The sequence below is a fragment of the uncultured Fluviicola sp. genome (assembly GCF_902168135.1).
Lineage (GTDB): Bacteria > Bacteroidota > Bacteroidia > Flavobacteriales_D > Crocinitomicaceae > Fluviicola.
The window spans coordinates 88,776-106,818 of sequence record NZ_CABHOL010000015.1; the positions used below are offsets into that span (position 1 = coordinate 88,776).

15 protein-coding genes are annotated in these 18,043 nt (G+C 41.5%); 6 read left to right on the forward strand and 9 right to left on the reverse strand.

From position 1 onward, the window contains the following. Nucleotides 1-40: 40 nt before the first annotated feature. Complete coding sequence (locus QZT69_RS03470) at nt 41-751, reverse strand: cell division ATP-binding protein FtsE (RefSeq protein ID WP_294670545.1); 711 nt, start codon at nt 749-751, stop codon at nt 41-43. Between the two features lie 343 nt (nt 752-1,094). Between QZT69_RS03470 and QZT69_RS03475 the strand changes: the two genes are divergently transcribed. The 3 genes from QZT69_RS03475 to QZT69_RS03485 all read left to right on the forward strand — a co-directional run bounded on the left by QZT69_RS03475 (nt 1,095) and on the right by QZT69_RS03485 (nt 6,483). Further along, a complete protein-coding gene (locus QZT69_RS03475; protein WP_294670547.1) occupies nt 1,095-4,181 on the forward strand; it encodes a tetratricopeptide repeat protein in 3,087 nt (1,028 codons plus the stop codon). Then, nucleotides 4,181-5,905, forward strand: a complete 1,725-nt coding sequence (locus QZT69_RS03480) for a hypothetical protein (protein WP_294670549.1) — start codon at nt 4,181-4,183, stop codon at nt 5,903-5,905. Before QZT69_RS03475 ends, QZT69_RS03480 begins: the two co-directional genes overlap by 1 nt. Nucleotides 5,906-6,069: 164 nt before the next feature. Beyond that, nucleotides 6,070-6,483: a hypothetical protein gene (locus tag QZT69_RS03485; protein ID WP_294670551.1), complete on the forward strand. Its 414-nt coding sequence runs from the start codon at nt 6,070-6,072 to the stop codon at nt 6,481-6,483. 2 nt (nt 6,484-6,485) lie between these two features. Here QZT69_RS03485 and QZT69_RS03490 read toward each other — a convergent pair whose 3' ends face one another. Beyond that, nucleotides 6,486-6,845 carry a helix-turn-helix domain-containing protein gene (locus QZT69_RS03490; protein WP_294670552.1) on the reverse strand — a complete coding sequence of 120 codons (360 nt, stop codon included), beginning with the start codon at nt 6,843-6,845 and terminating at the stop codon, nt 6,486-6,488. A gap of 168 nt (nt 6,846-7,013) precedes the next feature. Between QZT69_RS03490 and QZT69_RS03495 the strand changes: the two genes are divergently transcribed. Continuing rightward, on the forward strand, nt 7,014-7,382 hold the full coding sequence (locus QZT69_RS03495; RefSeq protein ID WP_294670554.1) for a DoxX family protein: 369 nt from the start codon (nt 7,014-7,016) through the stop codon (nt 7,380-7,382). Nucleotides 7,383-7,425: 43 nt separating this feature from the next. Here the strand turns inward: QZT69_RS03495 and QZT69_RS03500 are convergent, their stop codons facing one another. The 4 genes from QZT69_RS03500 to QZT69_RS03515 all read right to left on the reverse strand — a co-directional run bounded on the left by QZT69_RS03500 (nt 7,426) and on the right by QZT69_RS03515 (nt 11,737). Next, a complete protein-coding gene (locus tag QZT69_RS03500; RefSeq protein WP_294670556.1) occupies nt 7,426-8,106 on the reverse strand; it encodes an ABC transporter ATP-binding protein in 681 nt (226 codons plus the stop codon). Nucleotide 8,107: 1 nt separating this feature from the next. Next, the gene (locus QZT69_RS03505; RefSeq protein ID WP_294670558.1) at nt 8,108-9,358 is read right to left on the reverse strand and encodes an FtsX-like permease family protein; all 1,251 of its coding nucleotides are present in this window, start codon (nt 9,356-9,358) and stop codon (nt 8,108-8,110) included. Then, nucleotides 9,355-10,434 carry an efflux RND transporter periplasmic adaptor subunit gene (locus QZT69_RS03510; protein ID WP_294670561.1) on the reverse strand — a complete coding sequence of 360 codons (1,080 nt, stop codon included), beginning with the start codon at nt 10,432-10,434 and terminating at the stop codon, nt 9,355-9,357. Before QZT69_RS03510 ends, QZT69_RS03505 begins: the two co-directional genes overlap by 4 nt. Before the next feature lie 64 nt (nt 10,435-10,498). Next, entirely contained in the window at nt 10,499-11,737 is a 1,239-nt protein-coding gene (locus QZT69_RS03515; protein WP_294670563.1) for an SPOR domain-containing protein, read from the reverse strand. Between the two features lie 98 nt (nt 11,738-11,835). On the opposite strand from QZT69_RS03515, the gene QZT69_RS03520 reads away from it, so the two are divergent. Together QZT69_RS03520 and QZT69_RS03525 are read left to right on the forward strand one after the other, a co-directional pair. Further along, a complete protein-coding gene (locus QZT69_RS03520; RefSeq protein ID WP_294670565.1) occupies nt 11,836-13,632 on the forward strand; it encodes a T9SS type A sorting domain-containing protein in 1,797 nt (598 codons plus the stop codon). 97 nt (nt 13,633-13,729) lie between these two features. Next, nucleotides 13,730-15,088 carry a T9SS type A sorting domain-containing protein gene (locus tag QZT69_RS03525; RefSeq protein ID WP_294670567.1) on the forward strand — a complete coding sequence of 453 codons (1,359 nt, stop codon included), beginning with the start codon at nt 13,730-13,732 and terminating at the stop codon, nt 15,086-15,088. 48 nt (nt 15,089-15,136) lie between these two features. On the opposite strand, the gene QZT69_RS03530 is transcribed toward QZT69_RS03525, so the two are convergent. The 3 genes from QZT69_RS03530 to hemJ form a co-directional block, all read right to left on the reverse strand. Then, nucleotides 15,137-16,603, reverse strand: a complete 1,467-nt coding sequence (locus QZT69_RS03530) for an oligosaccharide flippase family protein (protein ID WP_294670569.1) — start codon at nt 16,601-16,603, stop codon at nt 15,137-15,139. Further along, nucleotides 16,604-17,386: an enoyl-CoA hydratase-related protein gene (locus QZT69_RS03535; RefSeq protein ID WP_294670570.1), complete on the reverse strand. Its 783-nt coding sequence runs from the start codon at nt 17,384-17,386 to the stop codon at nt 16,604-16,606. 64 nt (nt 17,387-17,450) lie between these two features. Next, on the reverse strand, nt 17,451-17,999 hold the full coding sequence (hemJ, locus tag QZT69_RS03540; RefSeq protein WP_294670571.1) for a protoporphyrinogen oxidase HemJ: 549 nt from the start codon (nt 17,997-17,999) through the stop codon (nt 17,451-17,453). Nucleotides 18,000-18,043 lie beyond the last annotated feature (44 nt).

The window sequence follows — 18,043 nt, forward strand, 5'->3', positions numbered from 1 at the left end:
CCATTTAGAACTATGTGTTCTATGCTTCTATGTGGTTTTATTAATCAAACAGCGGCTGGAACGGATCGAAGCGATGCATCGTATCCAAAGCCTTTAATTCGCGGTTTTCTACTTTGTAAACCCTTCCCGGGAATTTTTCAATCAAAGACATATCGTGTGTTGCCATGATCACGGCAGCTTTTTCTTCTTTTGCTACGGCAACGATCAGGTGCATGATTTCCGTAGATGTTTCCGGGTCCAGGTTTCCTGTCGGCTCATCGGCAATAATTACTTTGGGATGATTGATCAAAGCTCTTGCAATCGCCACGCGCTGCTGTTCTCCTCCGGAAAGCCGGTGAGGCTGAACATGTTCTTTTCCTTCCAAACCCACCATGGATAAAACCGTCCGGATTCGCTGATCCATTTCGCGCTTGTCCTTCCAGCCCGTAGCTTTCATTACAAAACGCAGGTTGTCATTGATCGAACGATCGGAAAGCAACTGGAAATCCTGGAAAACAACCCCCAATTTGCGGCGAAGGTTTGGAATCTGCCGCTTGGAAAGCTTTTTCAGGTCATAATCTACCATGGATCCCGAACCTTCAGTCAGGTCCAATTCCCCGTAAAGTACTTTCAACAAGCTGCTTTTCCCGGAACCTGTTTTACCGATTAGAAAAACCAATTCATCCGATTCCACCTCGAAATTGATGTTATCAAGAACTGTCTGACCAAGCTGATCAATTCTCCCGTTTTGAATACGAATAACTTTCTCCACTTCTTTTCAATTTATTGAATTATGTCATTTCTCCCGAAAGCCAACTAATCCGAGTTTTCTATCAATACTTCAGTTCAAAGGGTTCAAATCTTCTTTCACTGACGACCTTCGGTGTCAGGATTTGAAAACGTTCTTCGAACTTCGAAGGTTCAAAAGAGTTTAAAAAGTTCCATTTGAACATTTGAACATTTGAACATTTTCCATTGTAAAATTCGGGTTTCCGATTCGTAAAATTCAGGTGTAACGAGATTATCTCTTAACAGTTATAAGTTTAAAACTTTTGAACACGCGCGCCCTTTCTCCCTCAGGGACTACTTAATTTTAGGATCTTAAAATAGTTGTAATGCGTTTTCTTTTTATCCTTTTTCTACTTGTTGCAAGCTCTTCGGCATGGTCCCAGGCAAGTGAGAAGTACCATTCTCCGCTTAGTGGGTTCTACAAAGCAGAAGATTTGTTTGAGAAAGAACAATACAGTGCAGCACGCAAAGAATTTCGTCTGTTTATCACAGATTACAAGGGTTCCAAAAATGATTCATACTACATCAAAGCCTTGTATTATGAAGGTCTTTCCGCATTGGAACTCTTCAATAATGATGCTATTGATCTCCTGGAAACCTTCAACAGGGAATACCCGGAAAGCATTTACCGCAGCAATATCCTCTTCCAGATCGGTCGGTATTACTACCAAAAAAAGGATTACAAAAAATCCATCGAATACTTCAAACAGCTAAACAGATCTACTGTAGATAAAGAGAACCAGGAAGAATATTACTTCAAATTGGGGTATGCTTACTTTGACGAAAAAAATTATCCGGAATCCAAACTGGCTTTCTTTGAAGTAAAAGATTCGACCAGTCAGTATGGGGCTCCGAGTTTGTATTACTACTCACACATTTGCTATTTGGACAGTTCGTACCAAACGGCATTGGAAGGATTCGAAAAATTACTGAGCGACAACCGCTTCAACCGCGTTGTTCCTTATTACATCACACAAATCTATTACATCCAGCACAAATACCAGGAAGTGGTTGATTTTGCACCGAGCAAGGTCGATAGTCTCAAACCTGCTGAGCAAGTCGAGATCAGTCACATCATCGGGGATAGTTATTTCCATTTGGAGAAATACGATGAAGCGCTTCCTTACCTGGAATTATACAACGCCAAATCGAACACGACGCGGGATGATGATTATGCACTTGCTTTGGCTTATTCACGCACGGCGAATTGCACGAAAGCTGTGAAATACTTTGACCGGGTGGCACGTGAAAAGGATGTTTTGGGACAGATCGCACTTTATCATGCCGGAGAATGTTACACCAACCTGAATGAACTGGTTTATGCCAGAACGGCCTTTGAAGCTGCAAGTCAGATGGACATGGACAAAATGATCCAGGAAGATGCCTTATACAATTACGCCCTGCTTTCTTATAAGCTGGATATGAATGCCTATGATGAAGCTGTTGAAGCATTCAAACTGTACCTGGAAAAATACCCGGATTCCAAACGCAAACCGGTTATTTACCAGTATTTGGTGAACGTGTATACTTCTACCAAGAATTATCAAAAAGCGCTGGAATCTTTAGATCAGCTTACCAACAAGGATATTAAACTGAAATCTGCTTACCAGCTAATCGCATTTAACAGAGGTGTGGAATTGTTCCAGAAATCTGAATACACCAATGCAATTAAAGCCTTCGAACTGGTAGACAAATACCCCATTAGTCCCGAAGTAAGCGCAAAGGCCATGTATTGGAGTGCTGATGCTGAATTCTACCTGAAAAGGTATTCGGAAGCAATCAAGAAATACTCCAAGTTCATGGGAATGTCGGGTTCACAGATGAGTGGTCTGCGAAACGATGCGATCTACAACAAGGGTTATGCCTATCTGGCTTTGAAAGATTACCAGGAAGTCCAGGCAACTTTCAGAGATTACCTGAAACAGCCAAACCTGACAGATATTCCTAAAAAAGCAGATGCCTATATGCGTTTGGCGGACGAATATTACCGGGTCCTGAATGCAGATATGGCCACGAACCAGGCCGCTATTGATAATTACAAAGCCGCTTACAATTTGAAGGCAGGTTATGACGACCAGGCTTTGTACTACATGTCGCGTGTGTATAACTTCATGAATAAGCCGAATGACCGCATCCAAAGCTTAACCGACCTGATCAATAATTACCCGAAATCGAGGTATTTGCAACGGGCCATTCTGGAAGTTGCGCGCGCTTATTTTGAAATCGACAATATGGACAAGTCTGAGCGTTATTACAAACAGTTTATTGACGATTATCCATCCAGTACTTCGGTGAAAGATGCTTACCATTATTTGGGCGACATTGCCTTCAAACGCGCTAATTTCAACCAGGCAGAAACTTATTATACAAAAGTCCTGAATGAATTTACTATCAACGATACCATCTGTGAACGCGAAGTAAGTTCCCTGGTTTCTGTTTACCGCGCCCAGCGTTTGCTGAACAAAATTGAATTGCTTGCCGGAAAATACAGCTGTGCCGATTCCATTGCCACACAAGTGGAAGACGAGTACTACCGCCTTGGCTTCGATCAGTATGACAAATCCGAATGGGAAGCTTCGATTAAGGAATTCGATAAGTATTTGAATAAGTATCCGAACGGTAAATTCTACCGCGATGCCATGAACCAGAAAGCAGATGCTTTATACCGTTTGAAACGGGAAGCAGAAGCCGTTGCGATTTATCAGATTACCCTTGCCGGCCCGAATGACGATTACACGGAGTTAGCTTCGGTGCGAACCGCCAAGTTCCTGTTCAACGGTAACCAGAAAGAGGACGCACTTCCATACTATAAACGAACCGAAGAAACGAGTTCCAATCCGGAATTCCTGAACAATGCCCGGATCGGGTTGATGCGCTGTCATTTCCTATTGGAGAATTATGCCAATGCGGTTGAATACGCTCAAAAAGTATTGGGTGTTCAGCAAACCACTCAGTTGAAACTGGAAGCCGAATACATCAAAGGAATTTCACTTTCCAAAGAAAAACGCTACGCAGAAGCACAGCTTTCATTGGATTATGTGATTAAAAATGCAACAACAGCCTGGGCAGCAGAATCCAAATATACTTTGGCCCAAAATGCATTTGAGCAGGCCGATTATACCAAAACGGAAACCATCATCCGGGAATTGCTCAAAATGAAACCGGGTTATGATTACTGGATTGCAAAAGGACTGATCCTTCAGACAAAAGTATTGCTTCAGAAAAAAGACCTGTTCCAGGCAGAGAATACCATTAAGTCCGTTATCGATCATTACCCGGTAAAAGACGACGGTATCCAGCAGGAAGCAGGTGAATTGTACAATGAGATCATGCAATTGAAAACACAACCGAAAACTTTAACCAATCCGAGCGAGCCTACAGTGATTGAATTGGATGAAAAAACAGGGAAATAATGAAAGGAAATACAAATAGATTATTGGTTTTAAGTGCCCTGTTCATCGGATCTGTTTCGACTGTTTTCGGGCAGGGCAATGAAGTAATTATTAATACTACCGGAAGCAGAACGGTTGAAAATGCAAGCCGTCTGAATTCACAGCCAAAAGTATTGGATACGGTTTTCCCGGTTCCAACGACTTCTTTTCCGTTACTTTCCATCAATTACGAACCTACTTTTGAAATTCCGAAGATTGAACCGGCAAAAGTAAACCTGCAGCAAAAGCTGCCGCAATTGTATAACGGCTATGCACGGATCGGGATCGGATCTTTACTGATGCCACTTGCAGAAGTTTATTACAACAACGGACGAAGCCGCAAATTAAACTATGGCGGAAGCATTCAGCATTTGAGTTCTTTCGGTAAAATGCGCAATGTAGCGCCGGCAAATTTTGACCGCACAAATGTTCGCGGATTCGTGGGTGTGAACGAAAAGAAATACAGCTGGGATGCAGAATCTTACTACCGCAACCAGGGACTTCATTTCTACGGTTTCCCGAATGAAGATGCAGATAAAGACAGTATTGCACAGCGTTTCAACACCTTTGGTTTAAGAGGAGGCTTTCATTCACACGCAAAGGATAGTTTGGGACTGAACTGGAAGCTCGGAATGGAATACCGTCATTTCAACGATAAAAAACCGAAAGCAGATTCTTTGAACGATTGGAATGCCCGCGAGAACTTCTTTGCAATCCGCACGGGAGCCGAGTATAAATGGGGAACAGAAATTTTTGCTGCCGATCTGGACATTCTTCACAACTCCTACAAATACGGGGTTATGAACGATACCATGCCCGGCTTTTTAAACACAGGTCTTGAAAGCAAAAACACCATTATCAGTTTGAAACCGAGTATCAGTACCTATTCCAAAAATCGGAAATTAAAGGCTAAAATCGGTGTGGATCTGACCGCAAGTTTCGGGGCGAAAGACAAAGTATATCTTTACCCGATCGCTGAAGTGAAATATTCCCTGTTCAATGATATCCTGATCCCTTACGCAGGTGTTACCGGAGGTTTGACCCAACAGTCATTCAAACGAATTACCGATGAAAACGAATTCGCACTTTCAAATGTTTCCCTGCAGAATGAGCACAAAGCCGCAGACGGTTTTGTCGGTATCAAAGGAACTTTGTCCAAGCGCATCGGATTCAATGTCTTTGCAAGTTTCTCACATGTGAAAGGAAAAGCACTTTTCGTAACCGATACTTTATACTCAGGTGGAAACCGCTTCCAGGTAATCTACGATACGATGAACATCACCAAACTGGAAGGATCGATTTACTACCAGTTAAAGGAAAAAGTAAAGATTGATGTCATCGGAAGGTATTATTCCTACAATGCACGAAACAATATTTTTGCATGGAACCTGCCTCAATTCCAAATCGTGCTGAGAGGAACTTACAACTTGTATGATAAGTTCATTTTAACTGTTGACGCGAACCTGGAAGGCGGAAGAAGAGCACAGGTATTTGCTCCGGGAAAAGATGTATTGGAAGAAAACAACCAATACGGTTTGAAACTTGGGTTCCTTGCTGATGCGAATATCGGGTTGGAATACCGATACAACAAACGCATTTCCGGATTCGTCAATCTGAACAACGTGGCCGCACAGCGTTATAAAAGATGGTACAATTACCCGGTTCAGGGTTTCCAGGCAATGGTGGGTGTGACAATCCGATTCTAAGAATGTTCAAAAGGGTTTAATTGTTTAAACGATGCTATTTGAACATTTGAACATTTGAACATTTGAACATTTGAACATTTGAACATTTGAACATTTGAACATTTGAACATTTGAACATTTTCTTTTTTTTGGATTCTACCGTTTGGTTTTCATACCTTTGAAGCATGAAAAGCATTCTGCCCCTTATCGCACTTCTTTTAATTCTTGCTGCATGCAAGGACCCAAGCGTAAAATACAACCAGGTTATTCAAAATGATTCTGATTATGATGTCTGGGTAAGAGTCTATGAACGCACGGATTCTGCTTCCGTGGTATTTTTTACGGTAGACAGCTTCCTGGTTGCCAAAAAAAGTGAAGTCATTATTCTTGAGCGAAACGGTCATAAGAACATGGATATCTTCAAACCATGCAGAATGTATGCAGATTCCATCAGTGGAAGAGCCGCAGACACTTTATTGGTAGTTGGCCTGGACTTAAACAGTGATACGAACTACGTATTCAACGAAGTAGAGCGCAACAAGAAAAACGGTGGTACTTGTGAATGCCGTGTTGTTTTCAAAAACATTCATATGTACTAATTTCAGCTGTTGCTGAACAGGTGTTTTCGGTGATTGGAGCCCCATCTTGCCAATTCGGCGATAATTGGTTCCAATGTTAACCCGTAAGGCGTAATCTTGTATTCTACCGTAATTGGTTTCGTGTCACAAACCGTCCGCGTGATCAATTGATTGATTTCCAGTTCCTGCAATTCCTTGGAAAGCATCTTGGCACCTATTCCCGGAATGTTTCGTTTCAATTCCATAAACTTCATAGAATTCTCGAATATCAGTGTTCCAATGATCTGAATCTTCCACTTCCCGGAAAGCAATTCCAGCGTGTCCCGAATAGCCAGCATTCTTCCTGCGCAGGCGGCCGGCTCGTGTATCATTTTCTTTTTCATTACCATAATACAAAAATACGGTGTTAAAGGATCGATTTTACAATAAGTTTCTTCGTGGAAACTAGTTTCCAAAAGGAAATATAGGCAAAAAATAAATCAGGTATCAAATAGCTTTGCGTCCAATAAATCATTCCCGGCGATAAATGCCGGATATCAAAAATATGACACATGAAAAAGAACAACATTATCTATTGGACAACAACAGGCTTATTTTCACTCATGATGCTTTTCTCAGCTTCTATGTATTTTACTTCACCCGAAGTTCAGGCAGGTTTTGTCAAAATGGGCTTCCAGGATGCTTTTCGCATTGAATTGGGAATCGCTAAAATTATCGGAGCATTGGTTCTCCTGATTCCATTTTTCAAAGGATCTATCAAGGAATGGGCGTATGCCGGTTTTGGTATTACACTCATTTCAGCAAGCATTCTTCACGCTTCAATCGGAGATCCGGCATCGAATATCATTTCACCTTTGATTTTCCTGGGAGTTTTGGCGGTGTCACACATCTTTTGGCACAAACGGATACAAACAGCATAGTTTCATCTTGAAGGTGGTATTGAACTTATCGGTTCTGCCACCTTTACATGCGTATAATTGCACCGTCTTCCATTTCGATGATACGATGCGTTCTTTGGGCAAATTCGTTATCATGCGTAACAATCAATAAGGACTGACCAAATTCTTCGGCCAGTTCTTTGAATATTTCGAATACAATTTCGGTGTTTTTTTTGTCCAGGTTACCGGTTGGTTCATCCCCCATTAAAATTAAAGGGTTATTAATCAGTGCTCTTGCAATAGCAACCCGCTGTTTTTGTCCACCCGAAAGTTGGTTTGGTTTTTTAAATGCCTCATCCTGGATTCCGAGGATTTTCAATTTCTCATAAGCATGTTGTTCTACTTCACCGGCACTTAGTTTATTCAGCTTTAAGCCGGGAAGCATGACGTTTTTAAGCACTGAAAATTCGTTTAGCAAATAGTGAAATTGAAATACAAACCCGATTTTCTCATTTCTTACGCGTGCCAATTCTGCTTCCTTTTTTCCACGCATGAGTTGTGCATCTATGAACAAATCTCCCTGGTAGTCTGTATCCATAGTGGAGAGAATATATAGTAAGGTTGATTTCCCGCAACCTGATTTACCAATAACGGATGCAAATTCACCTTTTTGTATTTCAAAACTGATATTCTTCAATACCTGGATATCGTAAGGGTCATGAAAATATTTTGAAATCTCCCTGGCCTGTAGAACTGGTGTACTCATCTTATTTTCCTCTAATTATAACAACCGGATCCACCTTGCTTGCTTTCCGTGAAGGGAAGTATCCTGCAAAATAAGTGGTAACAATTGAAAAAATTCCCCCTATCAGATAATACCTCGGATCATAATTGATCGGATAGGTTTTAATCGTTGGAAGTGCTTCCGTTTTGAACGGGATCTGGTCAATTCCCGAAGAAATTAAAAACCCGAATAAAAGACCGAATAACCCACCGAAAATTCCGATGGTAAGCGCAATAGTAATAAAGACACGTTTTACATCCTTTCCTGAAAATCCGGTTGCTTTTAAGATTGCTATTGTATCCATTTTCTCGTAGATCATCATATTCAGGATATTATAAATCCCAAAACCTGCCACGATCAACAATGTAATTCCAACAGCATAAGAAATTAAAGTGCGGATGGCTGTTCCCGTCTCAAATTGCGCATTTGCTGTTTGTATATCAACAGCTTCAACTTCATAGATCTGCCGGTATTCCTTCGCAACATCCGGAGCCTGATTCATATCGAAAAGTTTTACCTGGATATCGGTAATATAACTGTTGCTTTCTCCCAGCAATTTTTGAGCCGTCGTCAGTGACACATAACTTTGTACCTTATCAATATCCTGAAGCCCGGACTGAAAATACCCGACAACCTTCAGCTGAACACGTTCTCCTCTTGAAGTAGTTATCTGGATGTTGTCCCCCAGATTTGCCAGCATTTTTTCAGCAGCTCCTTTCCCGAGAATAATGCTGTTCGGAATGTTTTTTAATTCCTGGTAATCGCCTTCTACCACATAATCGGAAAATGAAAATAAACGATTCTCCTCTACCACATCTATTCCGTTCAGTACACCATTCAAATCTACCGCTCCGATGTTGTAAAATACCTGCACATTTACCTTGGGACAAACTCCCAAAACCCTTGGATCATTTCTAAGCGATTTCATGATAACCGAACTGTTTCGCAGATCCAGCAGATCATTTTTCGGTTTGACGGAACTAATGAAATGATGTCCTTCAGAAGTGTAATCAATCGGTTGTTTCTCAGACGGGAGAATTTCTTTGTAAATATGAACATGTGGTGTTCGATTAAGGATCAGGCCATCCAGCATTATATTCAAACCCGTCATGAAACTCAACAGGGTAATAAACATGGTTATACTGAAAGTAACACCAATTGCAGCTATCAGGGTTTGTTTCCAGCGCGCGAGCAATAATGCTTTCGATATGCTTATGATCAACTTTAATCTCATTCTGTTTCCAGCATTATTTCATCTTCGGGTCTCAATCCTGCAAGAATCTCCACGAATTCGAAATCACGAAGCCCAATCTTTACTTTTACTTTTTTACCATTGGCCAAAAGCACCGAATCTCCTTTCAATAAATAGGTTCTTGGGATAGTTAGCACTTCTTTTTTTGATTCCAGTACAATATTGGCTTCAAAAGAGGTGTTCGGAAAAATCTTTTTCGGTGCTTTCGTAAAGACTGCCTCAACCTTAAAAGTTTTGGAGCGTTCATTCATCAAAGGGTTGATCTTATTTACCCTGGCTTCAAAAACTTGTCCCTTGTAACTATCCATTGTAACCAAAACACGCATGTTTAAATCTACTTTTGCGATATCATATTCATCTACCTGCATTTCAAGAATAAAACTATCTGCGGATCCTATAACAGCTAATGGTATTTGTGGACCTACCAAATCCCCTTTCTCAATCAATACGCTATATACTCTTCCGTTTATATCACTTCGAATTTCAAAATCAGAAACAGATTTAGACGACAGGGCCAGGTTGTTCTTTGCTTGTTTTGCGCTGAAGTTGATTTGACGCTTCAAATCGTTATAGCGGATAATTGAATTGGAAAGTGCATTTTGAGAACTTTGGTATGCCAGCTCGCGCTGTTCCAATTCCACCTTTGAGATCACATTTTGATTAAATAAATTCAATTGACGGACATACATGAGGGAATCCGTTTTCAGTTTTTCCCTTGCCAGCCGGATCGCATTCCGTGCATCTTCCAACTTATCCTGATTGGACCCCAAATCATAATAGGAGGCGGAAAGTGCTGCATTTTCTTCATTGATCAGCTGTGACCTATTATCAATTTTAATCAGGAGCTGTCCTTTTTTCACATAATCACCATCATCTACAAAAACGTCCTGTATGATCCCGGAAACTAAGGGAACTGCCTGGTATTGGCTTTTACTTTTAATAGTTCCGGAAGCATAAACCGAAGAAGAGATGTTCTGGACTTTCGGATGGATTGACTCGCTTTTTGAGCTGCATCCTCCAACAATAATCAGAAGTAAAATTGGAACAAATATTTTCATTCGTGTAATGAACTAGTTACTACACCAATGTACGACTAAAATCGAGATTAAAATATGACTTGTATCATTTCAAAATCCAGGGAGCAATTCCCAAAGCTTTCAATTTTGGTTCCAACTGAGCATATTGAGAAGCATTTCCGGCAGTAACACGGATTTTTCCATTCGTTTCCATGATTTGTCCGGTCATTCCGTTAGATTGCAATAATTTGATCAAATCTTCCGCGTTCTTTCTGTCAGAATAGCTTCCGACAATGATTTGTCCCCCTTTCGGCAATACCGGAGCCGGATTAGTCTTGGGTTGTTCTACCACTTTTTTAGGGGTTTGTGCCATCGCTGAAGCTTTAGGCGACATGCGATCAGCAACAACTTCGGAATGTATTTCTGTTTGAGGATTTGTTTCTTCAGCATGTTTCTTTTTCTTTAAAGAAACCGGAATGTAGGTATCCTCATCCATTTCGTAAGAAAACGTTTCTACGTTCTTCGGTAACTGCTGTAATTGGTGCTTACCTGCTCTTTTTGGGAAACTATAGTTTGTTTCCGGAAGGATGTATGTCCCTTTTTTCGCTGTATGGAAAGGATTAAAATCAGAAAGTGAAACCACTCCGGATTCCAGTACATCTGTCTTTACAGGAATCCAGAACGAATAAAAAGCAACCGGAAGCAGACAAGCCGCAGCCACGTATCTCCAGGTGTTGGATTTCTTCTTAATTGGAAAAACCGTTTGCTGGATTTGCTCCTCGTGAACCACTTCCAAAACCGGAACGATTGGTTCTTCATTTAAAATGAAAGAAGGCTCTGAAGCCGGTACGGTTTGTTTTTGCTCGATCTCAACGGCCTTCACCACATGCAAAATTGCCTGGTGTGACTCCTGTGCCTGAGCATCTGCAACAGACACGAAGTGAACAGAACTCAATCCGAAGGATTCCAGCAGCAAATTATAGAAACGATCCTGTTCAAAACACAGGTTTCGTTCCTGGTCGTAAAACAGGTTCCCGACACGGTCGATGGTGATTCTCCCGCCCATTTGAAGCCTTGCTTCCCATTCATTGATGTGCGCCTGAACTTCTTCAGCCGCCTCAGAATACGGAATGGAATTCGCCTGGGAAAGTGCTGCGATCAACAATCCGTCATTATTGATGAGCTGCTTATTGAACAGTACAGATTTTCTCGGAGGAATAATGACTCCCTTCGTCGAATCAATTTTTGCAGAAGTACGCTGTGCAACGAACCCTCCGAAAGAAGGAACGATCACACAATTGTGCTGCAATAATAAATCACCGATAAGCTGTTCAACTGTCAACATGTCACAAAGTTATGAAAATCACAGTTTATATACGTAATAAATGAAAAAGAGTTGCAGGTTTAGATGCGATCCGTTAATTTTGATTCAAATTTAACTCTATGAAACACCTTTATTCGCTTGTTCTTGTGCTGATTGCACTGACAAGTTCACACCTAAGCTCAGCACAAATTGTTTATTCTCTTCCTGCAACCACTCCTTCCGGTTGTGATGGTTCAGTACACTTTTACGACAATGCCAATTACGACCAACCCGATTGGACCTGGACCTGGTATGAGGATTCCACTACAATCATTGCTACCGGGGATTCCGTGGTTTCAAACTTATGCCCCGGCCTTTATTCCCTGGTGCTTGATTCTGCCGGTACCATCCTTACCGTTTTTGTTACTGTAACCGATCCCTGCTCCAATTTTTCACTCAGTATGTATAACACTCAAACCACTCCCGGAAACTGTGTGGGCTATGCAAGTGCTTCGCCATCCGGTGGAATGTCTCCATATTCATTTAGCTGGTCCAATGGCAGTGCAACGTCCTATCAATATGGACTCTGTTCAGGAACTTATACTGTTACCTGTGTAGATGCAAACGGGTGTTCCATTTCCGGAAGTGCTGTAGTTATGGATTCTATTCCTCCATTAAACCCGGGATTGGTTGTAGTAGGTGATTCCAGTGGTTCCTGCAATGGAGTTGCTTCTGTTTCACCAACCGGCGGAGTGGGACCATATTCTTATTTGTGGAGCAACGGAGCAACAACGAGTTATATCCCGAATCTTTGTGTCGGAGCTTATTCCGTAACCATTTGGGATACAAACGGTGATAGTATCACATCCAATTTTAACGTTACGAATCCTTGTGCGGGTCTTTCCTTCACTGTTTCTACTACTCAATCCATCCCGGGGAATTGCATCGGAATTATTAGTGTCACACCAAATTTCAGTTTTTCCGGCTATAGCTGGTCGAATGGATCTAATAGTCTGACTATTTATAACTTATGTGCAGGAACCTACACCATTACTTGTGCAGCTACAAACGGATGCTCGGTTTCTGAAAGCATTACTATTGCAGATTCCCTTCCGGGAAGTCCGTTCAATGCAGGATTATCTTTAACCGACGATCTTTCGGGTAATTGCAGCGGCTCTGCAACAATTCTTCCTACCGGTGGATTTGCGCCTTATTCCTATTATTGGAGTACAGGTGAAACAACCGGCAGCATTGACAATTTGTGTGCGGGAATTTACTCTGTTGTGGTTTGGGATGCCACGAATATCGATACGATGTATCTTTCTTTTGTAATCAACGATACTTCCACCGTTTACGGAAACAATCCATATCCGAACGGAGCCATCAACGATACCTTGTATACGGATTTAGTGACCAACTGTGTCATCGATTATACGGATATTGATTCCGCTTCCCTTTACCAGGCAGTTTACGATTCCATCAATCAGAACTTATATGTTACCTGGGCGGTTTATTCACCAACAGATACTGTTTATCTCAGCGATACACTTGGATTAGCAGGAGCTCCGGGATATTATGCACTAACGATCTCTGTTTACTGCCCGAACAAATCGGGTAACGACTTTTTGACCATTCAAGGTGTGATCTATTTTGACGGAACAACTGTACATTATTCAACACTGGGTGTTGCTGAGCATGCTCTCGACAACATATCTGTTTATCCGAATCCGTTTACTTCCTCGATTGCTGTAGATAATAAAGACGGTTTAATCCGATCCCTAAAACTGGTTGATTTGAACGGACGGGTTCTTTCGGAAATGAAGTCTGTGAATTCCGGAATGGTGAAAATGGAACAACTGGAGTCTGTTTCTTCGGGAACTTATTTATTGATTCTTTCGGGAGAAAACTTTTCTAAAGCCTATAAAGTAATTAAGTAAGAATCTTTATGACTTTCATATTGAATCCCGTTTGTCAGTTGATAGACGGGATTTTATTTGGAGAATAATCACTAGTTTTACTCAAAATTCAATCTATATGAAACACCTTTTTTTACTTGCTTTTGTCTTGATTGCCGGAACTTATTCAAATTTTGGCAATGCACAAATGGTCACTTCTACGAATTCCAGTTCATCATCAGCGTGTGATGGCTCCGCATTTTTTAATAGCTACAGTGCATACAATCCTCCGTTTTGGAGTTGGCATTGGGAACAAGATTCCATTCAGGTTGCCGGGGCAGATTCTATGCTTCTTAATTTATGCCCGGGAAATTACTCACTGGTCCTGGATTCTATGGGTATCTCCATTTATTCCGAGCCTTTTGTAATCGGGGATATTTGTAACGGTTTTACAGGGTCCATTAGTACTACTCCTTCATCAGGACCAGCCATTTGCGACGGATCCGCTATGTTCAATCCATTCAACGGAACCGCACCCTACACTTATACCTGGAACAATGGAACAACGACCCAATCTATTACAAATCTATGTTCAGGAAATTATACCGTAACCTGCACAGATGCTGCCGGTTGTGCAATCACAGCAACTGGGACAATTGTAGACACAACTACAACAATGCCTCCTCTTGTAATTAACCTGACTACCAGCGACGATTTGACAAACAACTGTAGTGGGTCTGCTTCTGTATCTCCAACAGGTAGTTCCGGAGTTTATTTTGTTGAGTGGAGTAATGGGCAAACAACCAATTCAATTACGAATTTATGCCCTGGAGTTTATTCCGTACTTGTTTGGAGCACTCTTTATTACGACAGCACCTTGGTTAGCTTCGTGATAACGGATTCTTCTTCTACTTACAACAATAATCCTTATCCAAATGGCGCAATTAACGATACACTTTATACTGACCTAGCTGCCAACTGCATCATTGATTATACAGATATTGACTCTGCTTCTTTGTACCAGGCGGTTTACAATTCGAGCAACCAAAGCTTGTTTGTTACCTGGGCTGTTTATTCCCCTAATGATACGGTTTACATCAGCGATACGCTTGCTTTGATCGGGAATCCGGGATATTATGCATTGACGATCTCCGTTTATTGTCCTAACAAATCCGGGAATGATTTCATGAAAATCAATGGGGTCATTTACTTTGACGGAACAAGTGTACATTACTCAACACTTGGTGTCACTGAGAATCCTCTCGAAAATGTGTCGGTTTATCCGAACCCGTTTACTTCCTCTATTGCTGTAGATAATAAAGACGGTTTAATCCGATCCCTAAAACTGATGGATCTGAACGGACGGGTTCTTTCGGAAATGAGCCATGTTCAGTCAGGAGTTGTTGAAATGAATGCGCTGGAGACCCTTTCTTCGGGAACTTACTTATTGGTTCTTTCGGGAGAGAATTCTTTGAAAACGGTGAAAGTAATTAAGTAACTGATTTTACTTCGATACAATCCCATTCGCTTCGGTGGATGGGATTTTTTATTTCCTGCGCAGCGAAGAAAGCTTGATCCCTTCAACCGACATGACAATGTAAATGAAGAAGACGATCAGTAAGTTATTCAGTGCGAATTTGATCAGGGAATGATCTCCATAAGGAATTTTGGTGGTTACAAAATAGATCAGAATACTTAATCCCAGGTACAGGAAGAATTTACGCAGGTTGTACTTGATCGGGAAGTGTTTTTGTCCCCATAAATAAGAAACGGTCATTTGAAAGGCGTAGACGATCAGGGTTGCCCAAGCGCTTGCTACAAATCCGTATTTAGGAATAAACAGGTAATTAATTCCGATCGTCAGAATAGCACCCATAATGGAAATGTAAGCACCAAACTTGGTTTGATTGGTGAGTTTGTACCAGATGCTTTGATTGAAGTAAACTCCCAAAAACACATTTGCCAATAAGAGCACCGGAACGATATGCAATCCCGCCCAGAAAGTCTCGTTCGAAATAAAGAATTTGAAAATATCCAGGTTTAAGGAAACAACCAAAAACACCAAACAGACAACTGCAACAAAGTAATTCATCAATTTGACGTACAGCTTATTGCGGTCCTGGTTTTTCATTTGGTTGAAGAAAAACGGTTCGGCTGCGTACCTGTAAGCCTGCAGTAAAATCGTCACCAACATGGCCAGTTTGTAACAGGCACTGTAAATCCCGATTTGTGCATCCGCCATTTTTGCTGTAAACCCATTCGCAGGATCATAAAGCATTTGCTTCAGCATGATCCGGTCGATTACTTCGTTGATAATTCCGGCAAAGCCTGCAATGACAATCGGAATGGCATACACCAGCATTTTTTTCAATAAAGAGAGGTTCAGCTTGAATTGAATTCCCAGGAAATCTCTTCTCAACATGATCGGTTTAACGAGACTCGAAACCAAATTTGCGATCAAAATGTAAAACACTCCTTCTGTCGGTTCTTTCCAATCGACGAAAAAATAGAGCAATACCAGGTTCAGGAGAATATTTACCCCGATGGATGTGAATTGAATAATGGCAAATTCTTTGGCTTTTTCTTCGGCTCTGAGTTTTGCAAGCGGCAAACTGGATGTTGCGTCAATTACCACAATAGCCCCCATCAGAATGATGTATTCCGGGTGTTCCGTAAACAATAAGGCCTCTGCGATATTGTTGTTCAGGAAAAGAAGTCCCAGGAAGAAGATGCAGTTTAACAGGACCACCGTGAGGAAACTATTTTGAAAAACCTTCTTCCGATCATCACTATCCTGGATGAATCGGAAATAGGTGGTTTCCATCCCGAAGGTCAGTAAAATCATTAAAAAGGCTACAAAGGCATAGAGTTGTGATACGATTCCATATTCTTCAGGATGCGTCTCAAAAACCTTGGTATACAGCGGAACCAATAGGTAATTCAGCGTTCTACCAAGAATACTTGATAACCCGTAAACAGCTGTCTGCCCTAATAGTTTTTTAAGCGGATTCAATTATCCTCTGAAGTTTGGTTTTCTTTTCTCAATAAATGCGGTTGTACCTTCCTTGAAATCAGCAGTTCCGAAGCACAAACCGAATTCTTCCACTTCTTTATCAAATCCTTTTTGTCCGCCTTCAGCATACAATGCATTTACCGCACGAATCGCCGATGCAATAGCCGTTCCGGAATTCTTCAGGATTTTCCCCGCCAGTTCATTTGCCAGTTCCATCAATTCTTCGGGAGCACACACGTGATTCACCAATCCCCAGGATTTTGCTTCATCTGCTGTGATCATTCCCGCAGTAAAGATCATTTCATTTGCTTTTCCACGACCAACCAGCTGAGCCAAACGCTGTGTTCCTCCGTATCCCGGAATGACTCCCAACGATACTTCCGGAAGTCCCATTTTTGCAGTTGCAGATGCGATCCGGATATGTGATGCCATTGCCAGCTCTAACCCTCCGCCAAGCGCGAATCCGTTTACTGCAGCGATAACCGGAGTAGTCATATTCTCAATAAAGGAAAACAACAATTGTTGTCCCTCAGCAGCCAATTCACGGCCTTTTTCAATCGAAAAATGGGCAAACTCTTTGATATCGGCACCGGCAACAAATGCCTTTTCACCGGATCCGGTCAAAATAACAACTCCTGTTCCTGCATCTTCGTTCGCAACACTTAATGCGTAATTTAACTCGGAAATGGTTTGCTTATTTAAAGCATTTAATTGGTTCGGACGATTGATAGTAATGGTTTGAATGTGCCCGTTTTGCGACACTAAGATATTTTCGTAAGTCATTTTCAAGTCTTTTTGTAAAGTTATTCTTTTTTAGATTTAAATCTTAATCGGTTTCTAAAACGAATCAGTTCTTCCGCAGCCGTTTATAAAGCTTTATTCCCATCATTAATGCAATCCCAACTCCGAAGAACCCGATTACTCCGCCAAGCCATCCCAAACTGGTTTTTAGGATCACCAGGAAAACAATAGCTACCAAAAGAAGAGTAGCGACCTCATTCCAAATCCGCAAGTGCCCGGAAGTCCATTTGGAAGAACCATGCTTCAAACGATTCATAATTCCCTGGCAGATGAAATGATAAACCAATAAAATGGCAACGAACGTCAATTTGAAATGCATCCACGGCATTTTCAAAAGTGCCGGATTTGCAGTAAGCATGAGTGTTCCAAAAACGACTGTCAGGATCATCGCCGGGGTTGTGATGATATACCACAAGCGGTTCTGCATGACGTTGAATTGTTCCTGCAGCACGCGCTTTTCGTCTTCCGGACGCGTGTTTGCTTCCGTATGGTAGATAAACAATCGCACCATGTAGAACAGTCCGGCAAACCAGCTCACTACAAAAATGATGTGCAGTGCTTTCCAAACGTTGTAATTTTCTATCAAAAAATTCATCCCTGCAAAGTTAAAAAGAAACGGGAACACAAATTGTGTTCCCG

Excerpts from the sequence above, each read along its gene's own strand:
- QZT69_RS03525 (WP_294670567.1), top strand. The coding sequence starts at position 13,730 with ATGAAACACCTTTTTTTACTTGCTTTTGTCTTGATTGCCGGAACTTAT.
- QZT69_RS03515 (WP_294670563.1), bottom strand. The coding sequence starts at position 11,737 with ATGTTGACAGTTGAACAGCTTATCGGTGATTTATTATTGCAGCACAAT.
- QZT69_RS03505 (WP_294670558.1), bottom strand. The coding sequence starts at position 9,358 with ATGAGATTAAAGTTGATCATAAGCATATCGAAAGCATTATTGCTCGCG.
- QZT69_RS03520 (WP_294670565.1), top strand. The coding sequence starts at position 11,836 with ATGAAACACCTTTATTCGCTTGTTCTTGTGCTGATTGCACTGACAAGT.
- QZT69_RS03490 (WP_294670552.1), bottom strand. The coding sequence starts at position 6,845 with ATGAAAAAGAAAATGATACACGAGCCGGCCGCCTGCGCAGGAAGAATG.
- QZT69_RS03500 (WP_294670556.1), bottom strand. The coding sequence starts at position 8,106 with ATGAGTACACCAGTTCTACAGGCCAGGGAGATTTCAAAATATTTTCAT.
- QZT69_RS03485 (WP_294670551.1), top strand. The coding sequence starts at position 6,070 with ATGAAAAGCATTCTGCCCCTTATCGCACTTCTTTTAATTCTTGCTGCA.
- QZT69_RS03495 (WP_294670554.1), top strand. The coding sequence starts at position 7,014 with ATGAAAAAGAACAACATTATCTATTGGACAACAACAGGCTTATTTTCA.
- QZT69_RS03480 (WP_294670549.1), top strand. The coding sequence starts at position 4,181 with ATGAAAGGAAATACAAATAGATTATTGGTTTTAAGTGCCCTGTTCATC.
- QZT69_RS03535 (WP_294670570.1), bottom strand. The coding sequence starts at position 17,386 with ATGACTTACGAAAATATCTTAGTGTCGCAAAACGGGCACATTCAAACC.
- QZT69_RS03475 (WP_294670547.1), top strand. The coding sequence starts at position 1,095 with ATGCGTTTTCTTTTTATCCTTTTTCTACTTGTTGCAAGCTCTTCGGCA.
- hemJ (WP_294670571.1), bottom strand. The coding sequence starts at position 17,999 with ATGAATTTTTTGATAGAAAATTACAACGTTTGGAAAGCACTGCACATC.
- QZT69_RS03510 (WP_294670561.1), bottom strand. The coding sequence starts at position 10,434 with ATGAAAATATTTGTTCCAATTTTACTTCTGATTATTGTTGGAGGATGC.